Origin of the sequence: Fontimonas sp. SYSU GA230001 (genome assembly GCF_040066175.1) — a bacterium.
Lineage (GTDB): Bacteria > Pseudomonadota > Gammaproteobacteria > Nevskiales > Nevskiaceae > Solimonas.
Map to the genome: position 1 here is coordinate 20,190 of NZ_JBEAAM010000001.1, position 16,251 is coordinate 36,440.

Annotated in this window: 19 protein-coding genes and 1 other RNA gene; 8 read left to right on the plus strand and 12 right to left on the minus strand. The window is 69.2% G+C overall.

Annotation, left to right across the window (positions count from 1 at the left end; genetic code table 11):
- Positions 1-37 precede the first annotated feature (37 nt).
- From AAG565_RS00100 to AAG565_RS00110, 3 genes are all read right to left on the minus strand, one after another.
- Positions 38-982: a DegV family protein gene (locus AAG565_RS00100; protein WP_348817492.1), complete on the minus strand. Its 945-nt coding sequence runs from the start codon at positions 980-982 to the stop codon at positions 38-40.
- Between the two features lie 66 nt (positions 983-1,048).
- Positions 1,049-1,432: a MazG nucleotide pyrophosphohydrolase domain-containing protein gene (locus tag AAG565_RS00105; protein ID WP_348817493.1), complete on the minus strand. Its 384-nt coding sequence runs from the start codon at positions 1,430-1,432 to the stop codon at positions 1,049-1,051.
- Positions 1,429-2,079, minus strand: coding sequence for a CoA pyrophosphatase (locus AAG565_RS00110; RefSeq protein ID WP_348817494.1), 651 nt, complete (start codon positions 2,077-2,079; stop codon positions 1,429-1,431). The genes AAG565_RS00105 and AAG565_RS00110 overlap by 4 nt, the downstream gene beginning before the upstream one ends.
- 46 nt (positions 2,080-2,125) lie before the next feature.
- On the opposite strand from AAG565_RS00110, the gene AAG565_RS00115 reads away from it, so the two are divergent.
- From AAG565_RS00115 to AAG565_RS00140, 6 genes are all read left to right on the plus strand, one after another.
- Positions 2,126-2,578: a PaaI family thioesterase gene (locus AAG565_RS00115; RefSeq protein WP_348817495.1), complete on the plus strand. Its 453-nt coding sequence runs from the start codon at positions 2,126-2,128 to the stop codon at positions 2,576-2,578.
- Positions 2,575-3,018 carry a PaaI family thioesterase gene (locus AAG565_RS00120; RefSeq protein ID WP_348817496.1) on the plus strand — a complete coding sequence of 148 codons (444 nt, stop codon included), beginning with the start codon at positions 2,575-2,577 and terminating at the stop codon, positions 3,016-3,018. The genes AAG565_RS00115 and AAG565_RS00120 overlap by 4 nt, the downstream gene beginning before the upstream one ends.
- The gene (locus AAG565_RS00125) at positions 3,015-3,290 is read left to right on the plus strand and encodes a hypothetical protein (RefSeq protein WP_348817497.1); all 276 of its coding nucleotides are present in this window, start codon (positions 3,015-3,017) and stop codon (positions 3,288-3,290) included. Before AAG565_RS00120 ends, AAG565_RS00125 begins: the two co-directional genes overlap by 4 nt.
- Positions 3,291-3,385: 95 nt before the next feature.
- Positions 3,386-3,700, plus strand: a complete 315-nt coding sequence (locus tag AAG565_RS00130) for an SCP2 sterol-binding domain-containing protein (protein WP_348817498.1) — start codon at positions 3,386-3,388, stop codon at positions 3,698-3,700.
- Positions 3,701-3,702: 2 nt separating this feature from the next.
- Positions 3,703-4,452: a class I SAM-dependent methyltransferase gene (locus AAG565_RS00135; RefSeq protein WP_348817499.1), complete on the plus strand. Its 750-nt coding sequence runs from the start codon at positions 3,703-3,705 to the stop codon at positions 4,450-4,452.
- Positions 4,440-4,943, plus strand: a complete 504-nt coding sequence (locus AAG565_RS00140) for a histidine phosphatase family protein (protein ID WP_348817500.1) — start codon at positions 4,440-4,442, stop codon at positions 4,941-4,943. Before AAG565_RS00135 ends, AAG565_RS00140 begins: the two co-directional genes overlap by 13 nt.
- Here the strand turns inward: AAG565_RS00140 and AAG565_RS00145 are convergent.
- Positions 4,927-5,448, minus strand: coding sequence for a gamma carbonic anhydrase family protein (locus tag AAG565_RS00145; protein WP_348817501.1), 522 nt, complete (start codon positions 5,446-5,448; stop codon positions 4,927-4,929). The genes AAG565_RS00140 and AAG565_RS00145 overlap by 17 nt on opposite strands.
- Positions 5,449-5,463: 15 nt before the next feature.
- Between AAG565_RS00145 and AAG565_RS00150 the strand changes: the two genes are divergently transcribed.
- On the plus strand, positions 5,464-6,108 hold the full coding sequence (locus AAG565_RS00150; protein WP_348817502.1) for an arylesterase: 645 nt from the start codon (positions 5,464-5,466) through the stop codon (positions 6,106-6,108).
- Here the strand turns inward: AAG565_RS00150 and AAG565_RS00155 are convergent.
- Complete coding sequence (locus AAG565_RS00155) at positions 6,105-6,584, minus strand: DUF1249 domain-containing protein (protein WP_348817503.1); 480 nt, start codon at positions 6,582-6,584, stop codon at positions 6,105-6,107. The genes AAG565_RS00150 and AAG565_RS00155 overlap by 4 nt on opposite strands.
- A gap of 52 nt (positions 6,585-6,636) precedes the next feature.
- On the opposite strand from AAG565_RS00155, the gene AAG565_RS00160 reads away from it, so the two are divergent.
- Positions 6,637-8,268 (plus strand): alpha-D-glucose phosphate-specific phosphoglucomutase, encoded by a 1,632-nt coding sequence (locus AAG565_RS00160; protein ID WP_348817504.1) that lies wholly within the window; start codon positions 6,637-6,639, stop codon positions 8,266-8,268.
- A gap of 85 nt (positions 8,269-8,353) precedes the next feature.
- On the opposite strand, the gene AAG565_RS00165 is transcribed toward AAG565_RS00160, so the two are convergent.
- The 7 genes from AAG565_RS00165 to mrcB form a co-directional block, all read right to left on the minus strand.
- On the minus strand, positions 8,354-8,677 hold the full coding sequence (locus tag AAG565_RS00165; protein ID WP_348817505.1) for a YbaB/EbfC family nucleoid-associated protein: 324 nt from the start codon (positions 8,675-8,677) through the stop codon (positions 8,354-8,356).
- Positions 8,678-8,707: 30 nt separating this feature from the next.
- Positions 8,708-10,312, minus strand: coding sequence for a DNA polymerase III subunit gamma/tau (gene dnaX, locus AAG565_RS00170; RefSeq protein WP_348817506.1), 1,605 nt, complete (start codon positions 10,310-10,312; stop codon positions 8,708-8,710).
- A gap of 104 nt (positions 10,313-10,416) precedes the next feature.
- Positions 10,417-10,513, minus strand: an RNA gene (gene ffs, locus AAG565_RS00175) — signal recognition particle sRNA small type.
- An 86-nt stretch (positions 10,514-10,599) separates the two neighbouring features.
- Positions 10,600-11,301 (minus strand): tRNA (adenosine(37)-N6)-threonylcarbamoyltransferase complex dimerization subunit type 1 TsaB, encoded by a 702-nt coding sequence (gene tsaB / locus AAG565_RS00180; RefSeq protein ID WP_348817507.1) that lies wholly within the window; start codon positions 11,299-11,301, stop codon positions 10,600-10,602.
- Positions 11,302-11,376: 75 nt separating this feature from the next.
- A complete protein-coding gene (locus AAG565_RS00185; protein WP_348817508.1) occupies positions 11,377-13,224 on the minus strand; it encodes an ATP-dependent DNA helicase in 1,848 nt (615 codons plus the stop codon).
- 107 nt (positions 13,225-13,331) lie between these two features.
- The gene (locus tag AAG565_RS00190; protein ID WP_348817509.1) at positions 13,332-13,928 is read right to left on the minus strand and encodes a tetratricopeptide repeat protein; all 597 of its coding nucleotides are present in this window, start codon (positions 13,926-13,928) and stop codon (positions 13,332-13,334) included.
- 59 nt (positions 13,929-13,987) lie between these two features.
- The gene (mrcB, locus tag AAG565_RS00195; RefSeq protein WP_348817510.1) at positions 13,988-16,249 is read right to left on the minus strand and encodes a penicillin-binding protein 1B; all 2,262 of its coding nucleotides are present in this window, start codon (positions 16,247-16,249) and stop codon (positions 13,988-13,990) included.
- Positions 16,250-16,251: the final 2 nt, after the last annotated feature.

Genomic DNA, 16,251 nt, shown 5'->3' on the forward strand with positions numbered 1-16,251 from the left:
TGGACGGGGGCGCATAGCTTACCCGCTGTCGGGCCAGCTACAGCTCGACTTCGTGCGGCTCCGCAGCGAACGCAAACGCCAGCGCGCCCTCGCCGACGTTGGCGCCGCCGGTGATGCTCATGATGCTCTCGAACACCTCGACGTTCTTGCGCCGGCAGGTGCGGATCAGCTCGTCGTAGCCGGGCAGCTTGCGCATGTCCGCGAGATCGCCGCCGTAGCACAGCGACACCGTGGGCGTCATCAGCCCCGCCGTCACCCGCTTCTCGATGTAGCCGAAGGCCTTCTGTGCCGCATCGTCGAAATGCCGCAGCTTGGCCACGGGACCGGTTTCGTTGCGGTAGGCACGCAGCAGCGGCTTGATGTCCAGCGCGGTGCCGAGCATCGCCCCGACCAGGCCGATACTGCGATCGCCGCGCTTCTGCGCCCGTTTGCGCAGGTGGTTCAGATCGCGCGGGATCATGTAGCCGTAGGTGTTCTGGATCAGCTGGTCGAGCCGCTCGCGGATCTTGTTCGGGTTGCCGACGCCGTCCTGGATCATGCGCACCGTCTCGACGGCCGTGATCGCCTGGCCGGCGAACAGGTTCTGCGAATCGATCACGCGCAGCGAGAACGGACCCGCGACGCCGGCAGCCGACCGCACCGGCTTGTATTCGCTCAGGATCGCGAACGACGCCTTCACCGCGTTCTCGTAGATCGGACTGCGGCTGCTGGCGATCGTCAGGCAGACGACGAAGTCGTACTGCGTGACCAAATCATTGAGGAAGAACTCCTTGATCTGCTCGGGCGAGAACGCCGACGTGCCCGCGTCCGCCGCGGCACTCATGTGGTTGCGGTAGAAGTCGAGCGTCGCCTCCGGCTCGCGCCGATCGACGAAATCGCGCCCCTCCAGATGGATCGTGATCGGCAGGATGCCGATGCGATGCTGCTCGATGTAGTCGCGCGGCAGATCACAGGCCGAATCGACGACGAGTCCAATGCGCATGCTTTCCCCCTCCTGCCCCGCCGGCGCCCCCGCACCGGCTCGATCTCGCGCCCGGATGCCGGGCGCTCAGAGTGCACCTTGCTTTTCGAGACGCTTGGCATCCTGCCAGAGCGCCTCCATTGCATCCAGGCGCCGCGCGTCCCCGATCGGCGGCAACGCTCCCAGCCGTGCCGTGATGTAGGCGAAGCGCCGGCTGAATTTTGCATTCGTCCGCGCCAAGGCCGATACCGGGTCAACCCTCAGGTGGCGCGCCAGGTTGACTGCCATGAACAACAGGTCGCCGAGCTCGTCCTCGGCTTCGTCACGGCTGCCGCATGCGGCCTGCTGCAACTCGCCGACCTCTTCGGCGAGCTTGTCCCACAGTTCGTCGAGATGGCGCCAGTCGAATCCCAGCGCCGCGGCGTCCCGCTGCAGGTCCATGGCCTCCTTCAGCGGCTCGTGCCCGCTCACCGGCGCGCGACCTTCTGCGCCAGATTCCACAACATGCCGGCGGTGGCACCCCAGATGCGGTGGCCCTGCCAGTTCAGCTCGAAGAACGGCACATTCAGGCCGTCGCGCGACAGCAGCCTGCGTTCGTAGCTGGCCGGATCGAGCAGGAACGACAGCGGCGCCTCGAATACCTCGGCCACTTCGTTTGCGTCGATGTGCAACTCCGGTTCGCCCTCGATCAGACCGACGACCGGGGTCACGACGTAGCGCGTCAGCGTCGGGTAATCGTCGAGATAACCGATGACCTCGACCCGCGCCGGATCGATGCCGACCTCCTCGCGCGCCTCGCGCAGCGCGTTGTCCACGGCGTCGCGGTCGGCGTCGTCGCGGCCGCCGCCCGGAAAACTGATCTGCCCGCTGTGCGCGCGCAGGTGGCGCGCGCGCACCGTGAACAGCATCGACAGTTCGCCGCGACGGCGGATCACCGGAGCGAGCACCGCCGCCGGGCGCAGGCTGCCGAGCACGGCCGGCGCCAGCAGCCGGTCGAGCTTGAACGGCAACTCCAGACCCGACAGCGGCCGCGGCGCTTCGAGCCCGGTACCCGCGAGCGCGCCGCGCAGGCGGCGCTCGATGTCGGTACTCGTGATTACCGGCAAGGTGGATGTCATGCCGCGAGTTTAGCGGATACGGCCCGGCGTTCCTTACAATCGCGCCATGGCCACGCCCACGTTCCACGACATCCTGCGCCGCCACTTCGTCGATGCGACCCCGCACGTCGCCGCCTGCGGAATGCAGATTACCCGGCTCGATGCCAGCGGGGCCGAGGTCCGGCTGCCGTTCCGCGAGGACTGGATCGGCGACGCCGAACGCGGCCTGATCCATCCGGGCATCGTCACGACGCTGGTCGATTCCGCCTGCGGTGCCGCAGTGATGGCGCGCATCGAACGCCTGGAGCCGATCGCGACCCTGGATCTGCGCATGGACTACCTGCGCGCCGGCCGTCGCGGACTCGACGTCCATTGCCTCGCGCAGTGTTACCGGCTGACCGCCAGCATCGCCTTTGCGCGCGCCACGGTCTGGCAGGACGATCGCAGCGAACCGATCGCCGTTTCACAGTCGGTCTTCATGCGCACGCAGCGGCGGCCCGCGCCCGAGGCACCGCGGTGAGCGCCGCGGCCCAGGCGCGGCGTGCGGCGCGCGAACACCACGATTGCGACGGACTGGTGGCACTGGTGCCGTATGCCCGCTTTCTCGGCGTACGCGTCGAACTGCACGACGGCGTGCTGCGTTCGCACCTGCCTTTTCGTCCGGGCCTGATCGGCAATCCCCGACTTCCCGCCGTCCACGGCGGCGTGACCGCCGCGTTCATGGAGAACGCCGCGATCCTGCAACTGCTGCTGCAGATCGACCAGGACCGCATCCCCAAGAGCATCGACTTCGCCATCGACTATCTCCTGCCGAACCGACCGGAGGACTCGTATGCGGAATGCGTGATTTCCCGCGCCGGGCTGCGCGTCGCGCAGACCATGATCCGCTGCTGGCAGAAGGACCCGGACCATCCCATCGCGATCGCGCGCGCCCATTTCCTGCTGGCGACACCGGCATGACGGCCGCAGCGGACTGGCTCGGCCTGCGCGAGATCGACGCCGCCGCGGGCACCTCCAAGGGCGCGGCATTCCGCGCGTTCAAGGCTCTGCAGGCGCAATTCACGGAAGGCCGCGACTATGTCGTCCTGCACGCCGAACGCGATCGCGCGACGATCGAGCAACTGCGCGCGAGCGGACGCATCTATCGCGGCAGCATCAACGTGATCCTGCTCAGCCCGGCCGCGGCCCGGCGCATCGGCTGCGCACTGCACATCGACGCACCGGTTCGGTAACGGTCGTTTCCACCGGCCTCCGCGACAGTTGCCCGTGGTGAGGGCGCTCGCTAGGATGCCGGACTCATCCTTCAGTTCACGACCCGGAGACTCCGATGTCCGCCGCAGCGTTTCTCAGCAAGCTGTCCACCGCCTTCAACCCGAACGAAGCTTCCGGCACGAACTGCACGATCCAGTTCATGTGCTCGACGCCGATGCACGCCGTGATCAAGGACGGCACCTGCGCCGTGAACAGCGGTCAGTCGCCCAGCGCCGATGTCACCATCACGATGGAAGACGACGATCTGGTCGCGCTGCTCAAGGGCGAGCTCAACGGCATGACCGCGTTCATGACCGGCAAGCTGCAGATCGAGGGCGACCTGATGCTCGCCCAGCGCATGGCGAGCTTCTTCGACGCCAGCAAGCTCTGAACTTGACCGCGTCGCACTCCGAAACCCCGGGCAGCGATGCCCGGGGTTTTTCGTTCGCGCTGGTCGAAGGCGACGGCGGCCTGCAACTGGTCGCCCGGCATCATCCGCGCTACGCGCCGCTGATCCTCGACTGGACCGGCGCGGCGATCCGCCGTCGCATCGGAGCAGGACGCGGCCAACTGCTCGGCCGCGCGATCGGATTGCACAAGATGTCGGCACCGCGCGTGCTCGATGCCACGGCCGGCCTGGGCCGCGACGGCTTCACGCTGGCCGCGCTGGGCGCAGAGGTGACGCTGGTCGAGCGCCAGCCGCTGCTCGCCGCGCTGCTGCGCGACGCGCTCGCAAGCCTGCACGGAGATCCCGCCTGGGCAGACGTGGCCGGCCGGCTGCGGCTCGTCGAGGCCGAGGCCCGGCAGGTCCTGCGCAGCGGAGAACGCTGGGATGTCGTGCATCTGGATCCGATGTACCCGCATCGCGGCAAGGACGCCCTGCCGCAGAAGGAAATGCAGATCCTGCGCGAACTGTGCGGCGCCGACGCGGACGCCCATGGATTGCTCGCGCCCGCACTGGCGGCGTGCCGGCAGCGCGTCGTCGTCAAGCGCCCGCTGCACGCCGAGTTTCTCGACGGCCGCGCACCGGCGTTCCAGCTCAGGGGCAAGCAGGCGCGCTACGATGTGTACGTCCCGGCGACCGCGGCAGAGGGCCAGACGACCGACCGGGCACAGCCGTCGGATCCACCATGCGCCTGCTGACTCTCGTGCGCCACGCCAAGTCATCCTGGGACTTCCCCGCGCTCGATGACTTCGACCGACCGTTGAACGAACGCGGCCAGCGCGACGCCCCGCGCATGGCGGAACTGGTCAAGCGCGCCGTGGGTGTACCCGACCGCCTGGTCTCCAGCCCCGCCACACGTGCAATCACGACCGCCCGGATCTTCGCCGAAGCGTTCGGCATCGCGGCGGGTGACATCCAAGAACGGGCGCGCATCTACGACGCCTCGCCGGAAACGCTGCTCGATCTGGTGCGGCTGCTCGACGACCGCGACCGCCACGTCATGCTGTTCGGTCACAATCCCGGCCTGACCGAACTGGCGCACCGCCTGGCGCGCTGCAGCTTCGACGACCTGCCGACCTGCGCCGTCGTGCAAATCGGTTTTGGCGCCGCCTCGTGGGGCGATGTGGACGAACGCGCCGGCACGCAGCGCTTCTACGCCTGCCCCAGGCAGTTCAGGCAGAAGACTTGAAGCCGGCGCGGTAGCGCGCGGCGTTGGCGACATAGTGCTGACCCATGCCGGCGATCATCTGCTTCTCCGCCGCGGTCAGTTCGCGCACGACCTTGGCCGGTGTGCCCATGATCAGAACACCGTCCGGGAACTGCTTGCCCTCGGTCACCAGCGAACGCGCGCCGACGATGGACTGCGCACCGATGCGCGCCCCGTTGAGCACCACCGCACCGATGCCGACCAGACTGCCGTCCCCGATCTCGCAGCCGTGCAGCATCACCATGTGGCCGACCGTGCAGCCCCGTCCGACGCGCAGCACGATCCCCGGATCGGTGTGCAGCACCGAACCGTCCTGGACGTTGCTGCCTTCGCCGACGACGATACGGTCGGTGTCGCCGCGCAGTACGCAGTTGAACCAGACGCTGGCGCCGGCCGCCAGCGTCACGTCGCCGATGACCGTGGCATTGGGCGCCACCCACGCCTCTTCCGCGATCCGTGGCATACGATCTTCGAGCGAGTGCAGCATGGGCAGAGGTCCGTCATGAGAGAGCGCGGCAGTGTGCCGTCACGGTTCGGCTGGCGGCAAGCCATCGTGGCCTTCGTCGTGGTCGCCGGCCTGATCGGCTGCAGAGACACGACGCCCCGGCTGCCGCGCCTGGACAGCGAGGCCGTGATCCTCGCCTTTGGCGACAGCCTGACCGCCGGGACCGGCGCGACGCCCGATCGTGCCTATCCGGCACGGCTGCAGGCGCTGGTCGGCCGGCGCGTGATCAATGCCGGGGTCCCCGGCGAAACCACGGCCGCCGGACTCCGCCGACTGCCCGACGTGCTCGACGCGACCTCACCGGATCTCGTGATCCTGTGCCTCGGCGGCAACGACATGCTGCGCCAGCAGGACCGCGGCACGATGCGCGCCAACCTCGCCGAGATGATCCGCGAGATCCGCAGCCGCGGCATCCCGGTCGTGCTGCTCGGAGTCCCGGAACCCCGGCTGCTCGGGCTGCGCGCAGAACCGGCTTACGGCGAACTCGCGGCCGAGTTCCGCATTCCGCTGGAGGCGCGGGTGATTCCCGAGGTCCTCGGCCAGCGCGGACTCAAGTCGGATCAGATCCACCCCAACGCGCAGGGCTATCAGCGGATCGCCCAAGCCGTCGCGCAGCTGCTCAAGGATGCCGGCGCCATCTAGGCGAACTCGGCCAGCCGCGGCCGCTCCGCCATGCCGAAGCCATGGCCGTGATCGAGCAGATACTCCAGCCACTTGTTGAGCATCAGGTTGCGCCGCCACTGCGCCGACAGGTACTGGTGAGCCGCCGGGTCGGCCTCGTCGATGGCCAGCCACGGCGGCCGTTCGTTGCATTCCAGGGCCTCGGCGACTGCGGCGTCGCGATACAGCCGCACCCACAAATCCGGCTGACGACGCACGCCGGCTTCGTCGGTGAACTCGTAGCTCAGGCGCAGGGTCACGGTGTAGCGGTCGCGCTCGGCGATCTGCAGATGCAGCGGACAGTCGCTCGGGCTGCGCGACACCGCCTCGCGGTACGGCGCATCGAGTTCGGGCACCAGACGCTGCAGGAGACGGTAGTTCTGCTCGTAGAGTTCGACGAGATGCGCGATGCGGCGCGGTTTGCCGCAGCAGGGACACAGATGCGTGTTGGCCAACATGGGCCGACTATAAGATAGGCTTCGACAGCTCCACAACGAGAAGTGGCCGACGATGAGCATCCGCGAGATCACGACCAAGCCTTATCTCGATCAGAAACCCGGTACCGCCGGCCTGCGCAAGAAAGTCGCGGTATTCCAGCAGCCGCACTACCTCGAGAACTTCCTGCAGTCGATCTTCGACTGCGTGCCCGAGCTGAAGGGCGCAACGGTCGTCATGGGCGGCGATGGCCGCTATCACAACCGTGATGCGATCCGTGCGGCGATCGGCATCGCCGCCGCCAACGGCGTCGCCCGCGTCGTCGTCGGCCAGGGCGGCCTGCTGTCCACGCCGGCGGCGGCGCATCTGATCCGCAAGCTCGGCGCCGCCGGCGGCTTCCTGTTCACCGCCAGCCACAACCCCGCCGGGCCCGACGGTGATTTCGGCATCAAGTTCAACGTCGCCGGCGGTGGCCAGGCCGGCGAAGGTCTGACCGAGCGCATCTACGGAGCCAGCAAGCGCATCACGCGCTATCGCAGCATCGACGAAGTCGAGATCGACCTGGACCGGCGCACGACCCAGCAGGTCGGGCCCATGCAGGTCGAGGTCGTCGATTGCGTCGAGGACTACGCGCAGCTGATGCAGAGCCTGTTCGATTTCGACCGCATGCGCGACTGGATCAAGCGCGGCAATGGCCTGCGGTTCGACGCGATGCACGCAGCCACCGGTCCCTACGCACAGCGCATACTCGTCGAGCAACTCGGCGCGCCACCTGCCGCAGTGCTCAACGGCAGTCCGCTGGAGGACTTCGGCGGCGGCCATCCGGACCCGAATCTCGTCCACGGCCAGCACCTGGTCGAGCTGGCCTTCGGAGAGGGCGCGCCGCAGCTGGTGGCCGCCAGCGACGGCGACGGCGACCGCAACATGATCCTCGGCCGCGGGATCTTCGTCTCGCCGGGCGACTCGCTCGCCATCCTCGCCGCTCACCTGCCCCGGCTGCCGGGCTACCGCGACGGCCTCAAGGGCATCGCGCGCTCGATGCCGACCTCGCGGGCGGCCGACCGCGTCGCCGCCGCGATGAACGTCCCCCTGTTCGAGACGCCGACCGGCTGGAAGTTCTTCTGCAACCTGCTCGATTCGGGGCAGGTGACGATCTGCGGCGAGGAAAGTTTCGGCACCAGCTCGGCGCATGCGCGCGAAAAGGACGGCCTGTGGGCGGTGCTGGCCTGGCTCAACGTGCTCGCACTGACCGGCAAAACCGTCGCGGAGATCGCCGACGAGCACTGGCGCCGTCATGGCCGCCACTATTTCCAGCGACTCGACTACGAAGAACTGGCCGGCCCCGCGGCCGAGGCCGTCATGCAGGCCTTCTCGGGCTCGCTGGCGAATCTGCAGGGACGCACGCTGGCGGATTTCGAGGTCACACTCGCCGACGAGTTTGGCTACCACGACAGGATCGACGGCAGCGTGGCGGTCGGCCAGGGACTGCGCGTCGTGTGCGGTGATCAGGCGCGCATCGTCATGCGTCTGTCCGGCACCGGCACCAAGGGCGCGACACTGCGCGTCTATCTGGAGCGTTACGAGCGCGACCCGACCGCACTGCACTGGCGGCCGGAGGACGCGCTCGCGCCGCTGGCCGCCGCGGCGGAAAAGCTCGGCCGCATCGGCGAACTGACCGGCCGACGTGCGCCGACGCTGGTGACGTGAGGTTCGCCCCGTCCGGCTTGGACAACGCCGTCCATGGCGGGACCCTGCTCCATTGCGCGGCCGGCGAATGTCCGCCGAATAGCCGTCAGCCCAGGCCCGCAAACCCCGGCGGCAGCTGCATGCCCGCCGTCGCCTGCGCCATCTTCGCCTTGCTGGCTTCTTCGAGCTTCTGCGCGGCATCGTTGATCGCCGCGGCGATCAGGTCTTCCAGGAACTCCCTGCCTTCCTGCATGGCCTCGGCGGCGATCTCGACGCGACGTGCCTGGTGCTTGCCGGACAGCGTGACCTTGACCAGACCGGCGCCGGACTCGCCGGTGATCTCCATCTGCGCGATCTGATCCTGCACGCGCTTGAGGTTCTCCTGCATCTGCTGAGCCTGGCGCATGATCTGGCCGAGGGCGCTTTTCATGGTGAGTTCTCCAAAGGCCCGCCGCGCCGGTCAGCTGTCGAGCGGGTGAATACTGCCGGTGCGCAGCTGCGCACCAAACTGTTCGCGGAAGGCGCGCACGACCGGGTCGGCGAGAATCGCCTCCTCCGCGGCACGCTGGCGTTCGGCTTCGCGCTGCTGCGCGAGTTGCGCCGGCGAATCGAGCGGTGCGGCATCGTCGGCCAGCTCGATGCGCAGGCGCACCGCCTCCCCGAGCTGCTCCGACAAGGCCTCTTCGAGCGCTGCACGCCGCTCTTCGAGCAACAGGTGCCGCGCCTTGGGATCGAGGCTCAGGCGCAGCGTCGCTCCGTCACGGTCGATCCACGCGCAGTGCCGGGCGAGCTGGCGCGTGAAGCCTTCGACGCGCAGCGCCTCGACGCGCTGCATCCAGGGTGCATCGGACGGCAGATGCGTCGTCGCGCCGCTGCGCGATGCGGCCGGCGCAGCGACCGCCGGACCACCGGCTGCGGCGGGGCCGGCATTCGTCCTGCGCGCCCCGCCCCCGCTCGCCGGCGGCGCATCCGGCGCCGGGTCCGGGTCCGGCACGAAGGCGAACATGCGCAGCAGCGTCATCTCGAAACCCAGGCGCGGATCCGGCGCCCACGGCAGGTCACGCCGACCCTGCACGGCGATCTGGTAGTGGAGCTGCACGTCTTCGGGCGTGAATCGTTCGCGCAGAGCGAGCAGCGCCGGGTCATCGTCCTCGGTCGATGCGGAGGGCAGGATCTGCAGCACGGCCAGGCGCTGCAGGTACGCGGCGAGATCGTTGAGCAGCGCCGCATAGTCCGGCGCCTGCGCCTCGAGACGCTGCAGGCACGAGAGCAGGACGTCGCCGCTGCGCGTGGCCAGCGCGCCGAGCAGTTCGAACAGGAGCTGGCGACCGCTGGTGCCGAGCATCTCGGCGACGGCGTCGCGCCTGAGCGCGTCACCGCCGGCGAACGCGATGGCCTGATCGACCAGAGACAAGCCGTCGCGCATCGAGCCGTCGGCGGCGCGCGCGATCTCGGCGATCGCGCCGGCGTCGTAGCCGACGCACTCGGCATCCAGCACCTTGGCGAGCTGATCGCGGATCACCGCGACGGGCAGACGCTTGAGATTGAACTGCAGGCAGCGCGACAGCACCGTCACCAGCAGCTTCTGCGGATCGGTGGTGGCGAGAATGAACTTCACGTGGGGCGGCGGCTCCTCCAGCGTCTTCAGCAGCGCGTTGAAGGCATTCTTCGACAGCATGTGGACTTCGTCGATCAGATAGACCTTGTAGCGGCCGCGCGCCGGCGCGTACTGGGCGTTGTCGATGAGCTGGCGCACGTCGTCCACGCCGGTGTTCGACGCGGCGTCGATCTCCAGCAGATCGACGAAACGGCCCTGGTCCACCTCGTTGCAGGCCGCACACTTGCCGCAGGGCTCGGCGCTGACACCCGTTTCGCAGTTGAGGCACTTGGCGACGATGCGCGCCAAGGTCGTCTTGCCGACGCCGCGGGTGCCGGTCAGCAGGATCGCCGGATGCAACCGGTCGGCAGACAGCGAATGCGATAAAGCCTTGACCACGTGGTCCTGCCCCATCACGTCGGCGAAGCGGCGCGGTCGGTACTTGCGGGCGAGTGCGAGATAGCTCATACGCATCAGTTTCCGGTTTCCGGTCCCCGCTTTCCAGTCACGCGGCGCCTTCGCCTCGTCTGGGGACCGGGCGCTCCCAACTGGAAACCGCGATTGGGCGGCGGCCCGTACCAGCGGTCTCCGGCACCCGGCATCACCGTTACCGTTGCTCCCTTCCGGGCCTGGCGGGGTTCACGGCTTGCCGTCGCGGAGGGCCGGCACGGGCCACCATGGACGTTCGCGGAACACGCCGTCCGCGCAAGGACGCGCAGTGTGCCCGATTCGGCGCCGCTACTCCAGCGCCCGCGTCAGCGCTGGCGCAGCGCGCGCTGCTCGTCGATCGTCAGGGCGATCTTGTCGCGCAGGTACGCAGGCACCAGCGCGCTCGCCGGTATGCCGCGCCCGGCGCGCAGCACAGGCAGGCCCAGCGCCAGGCCGTGCTCGGCTTGGGGCCAGGCGCCGTGCTCGACGGCAAGCAGTGCCGCGCCCGTCGCCGTGCGCAACTGCGACTCGTAGCGATCCCATCCGCTGCCGACGCCGACCCACGTCCCCGGCTCCGCCGCCGGCGCGTGGCCCGGGTCACAGGCGCGTTCCGCGCCGCGCGCTTCCGGCAGACCGTCGCGCCCGCAGGCGTAGTGACCGACATAGACCTCGTTCACCCGCGCATCGATCGCCGCAATCACCTGAGGATGTCCGCGGTGGATGACCGGCAGCGCCAACATCGCCAGAGACGACACGCCGACGACGGGACGATCCACCGCCAAGGCCAGTCCCTTGACGTAGCCGACGCCGATGCGCACACCGGCGAAACTGCCCGGCCCGACCCCGCAGACATAGCCGTCGAGCTGTGCGAAGTCCAGTCCGGCCTCGGCCATCAGGCCCAACACCATCGGCATCAAGCGCTCGCCGTGCGTGCGGCCGACCCGCTCGAACCGCGCCAGCACATGACCACCGACGGACAGTGCCGCCGAGCAGGCTTCGGTCGCGGTATCGACTGCAAGGACGTTCATCGGGCCGCTATTCTCCGCGAACTCCGCGTCGGCCGGCCATAGCTGGGAGCCCCGGCCGCGCTGCGGCAATGCCGCTCAAGACGCCGACGGCGCGCAGGTCCGCGCCCAGGCGCACGCCGCATCCCGTTCGCGCAGCACCGGCATGTCCGGCAGCGCGGCGAGCACGCGCCGGCCGTAGGGCTTTGCCGTCAGGCGTGGATCGCAGATCACCAGCAGCCCGCGATCCGCCGGATCGCGGATCAGCCGGCCGATCCCCTGACGCAGACTGACGATCGCCTCCGGCAGTTGCAGCTCGGTGAACGGCGCAGCGCCGCGGGCGCGGATGGCGGCGAGCTTGGCCTCATAGACGGGATCGCCGGGCGCGGTGAACGGCAGGCGGTCGATGATGACCATGCGCAGCGCCTGGCCACGCACGTCCACGCCTTCCCAGAAGCTGCTGGTGCCGACGAGCACGGCGTTGCCGTCGGCGACGAACCGGTCCAGCAGCGCAGAACGCGCCGCCTCGCCCTGCACCAGCACGTGCAGGCGCAGCCGGGCACGCAGACGCTCGGCAATGATGCGCACGGCACGATGACTGGTGCACAGCACGAAGGTGCCGCCGCCGCCGGCCTCGATCAACGGTTGCACTTCGTCCGCCACCGCTTCGGCATAGCCCGCGACGTTGGGATCGGGCAGACCGCGCGGCAGGTACAGGCGCGCCTGCCGCGCATAGTCGAAAGGGCTGTCGAACCGCTCGGTACGCGCCTCGCTCAGGCCCATCTCGCGCAGGTAGTGGCTGAAGTCGTCACCGGCCGCCAGCGTCGCCGACGTGAAGATCCACGCCCCCGGATAGGTCGCGCGCATGCGCTGGAACCCGCCGGCGAGATCGATCGGCGTCGAGTTGAGCGTACCGCCGCGTTGCAGCCCCTCGGCCCAGCGCACTTCGCGCTCGGGCTGCGCATCGGCCACCGGCGCGACGTCGAGGATGTGCTGCCAGCGTTCGCGCAGCGTGTGCGTGCGTTCGAGCGCGGCCGCGAGCTCCGCGTTGCGCTCCTCCAGCGGTCGCAGGAACTGGTAGATCTCATCGAGCGACTGGCCGACCCGCTCGATCGCCCACCGCGCAGCCTGACCGTCGCGGAACTGCGCCAGGGTCATGCGGCCCGGCGCAGTGTCGAAACACTGTTCGAGCCCGGTGACGTCACCGGACAGGCGTTGCGCGCATTCGACCAGCGCCGGCAGGTCGCCGCAGTTCTGCGCCTCGACCTGCACGTCGCGCGCCAGCTCCTGCAGCTGACGCGTGGATACGCGGCTGCCGAAGAACTGCGCCGCCAGTTCCGGCAGCTGATGGGCCTCGTCGATGATCACCGCGTCGGCGCCGGACAGGATCTGCCCGAAGCCCTGGTCCTTGAGCGTGAAATCGGCGAACAGCAGGTGGTGGTTGACGACGACCAGATCCGCCGCCTGCGCCTGGCGCCGCGCGCGTGCCACGAAACATCGCTCGAAATCCGCGCAGCGGCTGCCCAGGCAGTTGTCCGCGGTCGAGGTGACCTGCCGCGTCAGTGGCTGATCTTCGCGGAATTCGCCCAGTTCGGAGAGTTCACCGGCATCCGTGGAACGCGCCCAGTCCTCGATGCGGCGCAGTTCGTCGAAGGATCCGCGCAGCGCCGGCAGCGTGCGCGCACGCTTCATGCGGTACAAGCACAGATAGTTCGCACGCCCCTTGAGCAGGGCGATGCGCGCCGGCACGGCCAGCGCGTCGCGCACGCGCGGCAGGTCGCGGTGGAACAGCTGGTCCTGCAGGGTGCGCGTGCCGGTGGACACGACCACGCGCAGGCCCGACATCAAGGCCGGAACGAGATACGCGTAAGTCTTGCCGGTGCCGGTCCCCGCTTCGACGACCAGCGCCGCACCATCGGCGAGCGCGTGTCCGACCGCGTCCGCCATGAGCTGCTGCGGACGGCGCGCTGCGAATCCGGTGACTCCCCGCGACAGCGGCCCGGCGGGGCCCAGCAGGTCTGCCGCCGGGCCGGCCTGAGCGCGCGCACCGGCACTCACTGCGGCGCGCGCTCCGCCAGCCAGCGCTCCAGCTCCTGGGCGCGCGACGAGGCGTCCTCGGCGCCGGCCGCGTCGCCCTGCGCCTGCCGCGCCGCGGCGATCGTGCGCCAGTTCTCCAGTTCGACGTACACGTTGCCGCGTGCCAGCGCATTGGACTTGCCGGCGACGCTGTCGGCCTGAGCGTAATTGCCCTGGGTCAGATGAGTCTTCGCCAGCAGGGACCAGACGAAGTAGTTGCGCGGCTCGATGCGCAAGGCGCGTTCCAGAGCCGAAGCCGCCTGCGCAGGCTGCCCGGCATCCAGGGCGCTGCGCGCCTGCCGCATGAGCGCGGTGACGGCGCTGCCGCTGACCTCCTCGGCGCTGCGCGGAAAGTCCGGCAGGGGCTGCACGCCCGGCTGCGGTTGCGGCTGCTCGACAATCGGCCCGGCTTCGAGCGGACGTGGGCTCGGTGTGGGCCGCACCGATCCCTGGGATTCGGGCGGTGACCAGACACGGCGTTGCCCGGAGGTGGACGCACAGCCGGCCAGAGCCAGCACCACGGCGCAGAGCGCGGCGACGGTGGCGCCGCGCGGTTCGAACGTGTTCTTGTTCACCACGCTAGTGTAGCGGGTTGGCCGACGACTTCCGGCAGTCGTCGGCACGCGGGCGGAAATCAGCCGAAGATGTCGCGCAGCCACTGCAGCGGACCGGAAGGACTCGCTGCGCATGGCGCCCAGTCGGCCGGCGCCCAGCCCCGCAGGTACGGCATCGACACCGCGCCGGGGCAGTTGTCGTCGGCGCGCAGCCCGGTCTGCGGATCGACGAGCACCATCTCGATATCGGCGGGCTCGACCGGATCGAAGCTCTGCACGCCGAGATCGCGCATCACGCGCGCCCAGATCGGCAACGCACCCGTCGAGCCAGACAGGCCGGTGGGCTGGTTGTCGTCGCGGCCGACCCACACCACCGTCACACGATCCGCCGAGAAGCCCGCGAACCAGCTGTCGCGGTAGTCGTCCGTGGTGCCGGTCTTGCCGGCGACCACGACGTCCGCTGGCAGGCTCGCATAGACGCCACGCCCGGTGCCCTGCGCGACCACTTGGCGCAGCCCCCAGTCCACCAGGTACACCGGCCCTTCCGGCAAGGACTGCTTGACCTGGATCGGGAAGCGCGACAGGGGCTCGCCGTCCTTGGTCTGCACCTCGCGGATCGCCGACAGCGGCGCCTGGAATCCGCCGGCCGCCAGCGTCGCATACATCTGTGCGACCTTGAGCGGCGCCATGCCGATCGCACCGAGGAACATCGATGGCAGCGCCTGCGCGTCGCCGTCGTAGCCGGCGCGCCGCAGAGTGCGCAGCACCTGCTCGGGGCCGAGTTGCAGGCCGACGTGCACGGTCGGCAGGTTCAGCGACTGCGCCAGTGCCCGATACAGCGGTTGCGGCCCGTGCAACTGCTTGTCGTAGTTGTTCGGCGACCAGAGCTGACCGTGCGGCATGCGCAGCTCGATCGGCTCGTCGGGCAGGATCGTGGACAGCGCGAACTCGCCCGGCCGCTCCAACGCGGCCAGATAGACGAACGGCTTGACCAGCGAGCCGATCGGCCGCTGCGTATCGAGGGCGCGGTTGTAGCCGGGATAGCGGACATCACGGCCCCCGACCAGCGCCAGCACTTCACCGCCGTCCACGCTGGTGATCACGCCGGCACCTTCGAGCGTGCCGGGCCTGAGCTTGCGTGCCTTCTCCAGCTCGGGGAGCGTGTCCACCAGATTGCGTTCCAGCGCCTCCTGCGCGCGCGGGTCCAAGGTCGTGAAGATGCGCAGACCTTCGTCGGTCAGATCCTGGTCACGGTACTGCCCACGCAGCTGGCGCCGGACCAGATCGACGAAGGCAGGATAGCGCTCGACGCCGCCGACGCGACCCGCATCGACCCCCAGCGGCGCGGCCAGGGCCTGCTGATAGGTGGCCTCGTCGATCAGACCTTCGTCGCGGAACACGCCGAGCACCAGGTCGCGGCGCTCCTTGGCGCGCTGCGGATGCTTGCGCGGGTTGTAGAACGAGGTGCCCTTGACCAGACCGACCAGCAGCGCGATCTCGTGCGTCTGCAGTTCGGAAACCGGCTTGTTGAAATAGAACTGCGCGCCCAGACCGAAGCCATGCACGGCACGGTTGCCGTCCTGGCCGAGATGGACTTCGTTGAGATAGGCCTCGAGGATCTCGTCCTTGCGGTAATGACGCTCCAGCAGCAGCGCCATCAGTGCCTCGTCCGCCTTGCGCCGCCAGGTCTGCCGACTGCTCAGGAAAAAATTCTTGACCAGCTGCTGGGTGATCGTGCTGCCGCCCTGCACGACGTGACCGGCGCGCAGATTGGCCAGCGACGCACGCAGGATCGCGCGCAGGCTGATCCCGCGATGAGAATAGAAATGACGATCCTCGACCGCGACCAGTCCCGCCGGCAGCAGGGACGGCACTTCGCCGAGACGCACGAGCACACGGTCCTCGCCCTGGCTCGGGTAGATGCTGCCGATGAGCATCGGATCCAGGCGCACGATGTCCGCACTCTCGCCGCGGTCGAGTCTCCGGATGGACACGATCGCGCCGCGATCGAAGCCCACGGCGAGCGTCTGCTCCGGCTGCGCGCCGTCCCAGAACCGGAACGGACGCACGCGCACATCGATGCGGTCGCGCAGCGGCCGGTAGGTGCCAGTGCCGGACAGGTGGGGATCCTCGCGGTAGCCGAGCCGGCCCAGTTCGTGGATCAGGTCGATCGTTCCCAGCTTCGACCCGGCATAGAGCTCCAACGGCGCCGCGTACACCTGTGCCGGCAGCGCCCAGCGCGCACCGGCGAAGCGGTTGCGGATCTCGCGGTCGAGGCCGAGAAGGTGGACGCTGAGCAATGCGAGCCCGGCGCTGAGCACGAGGATCAGCACGGACAGCACGA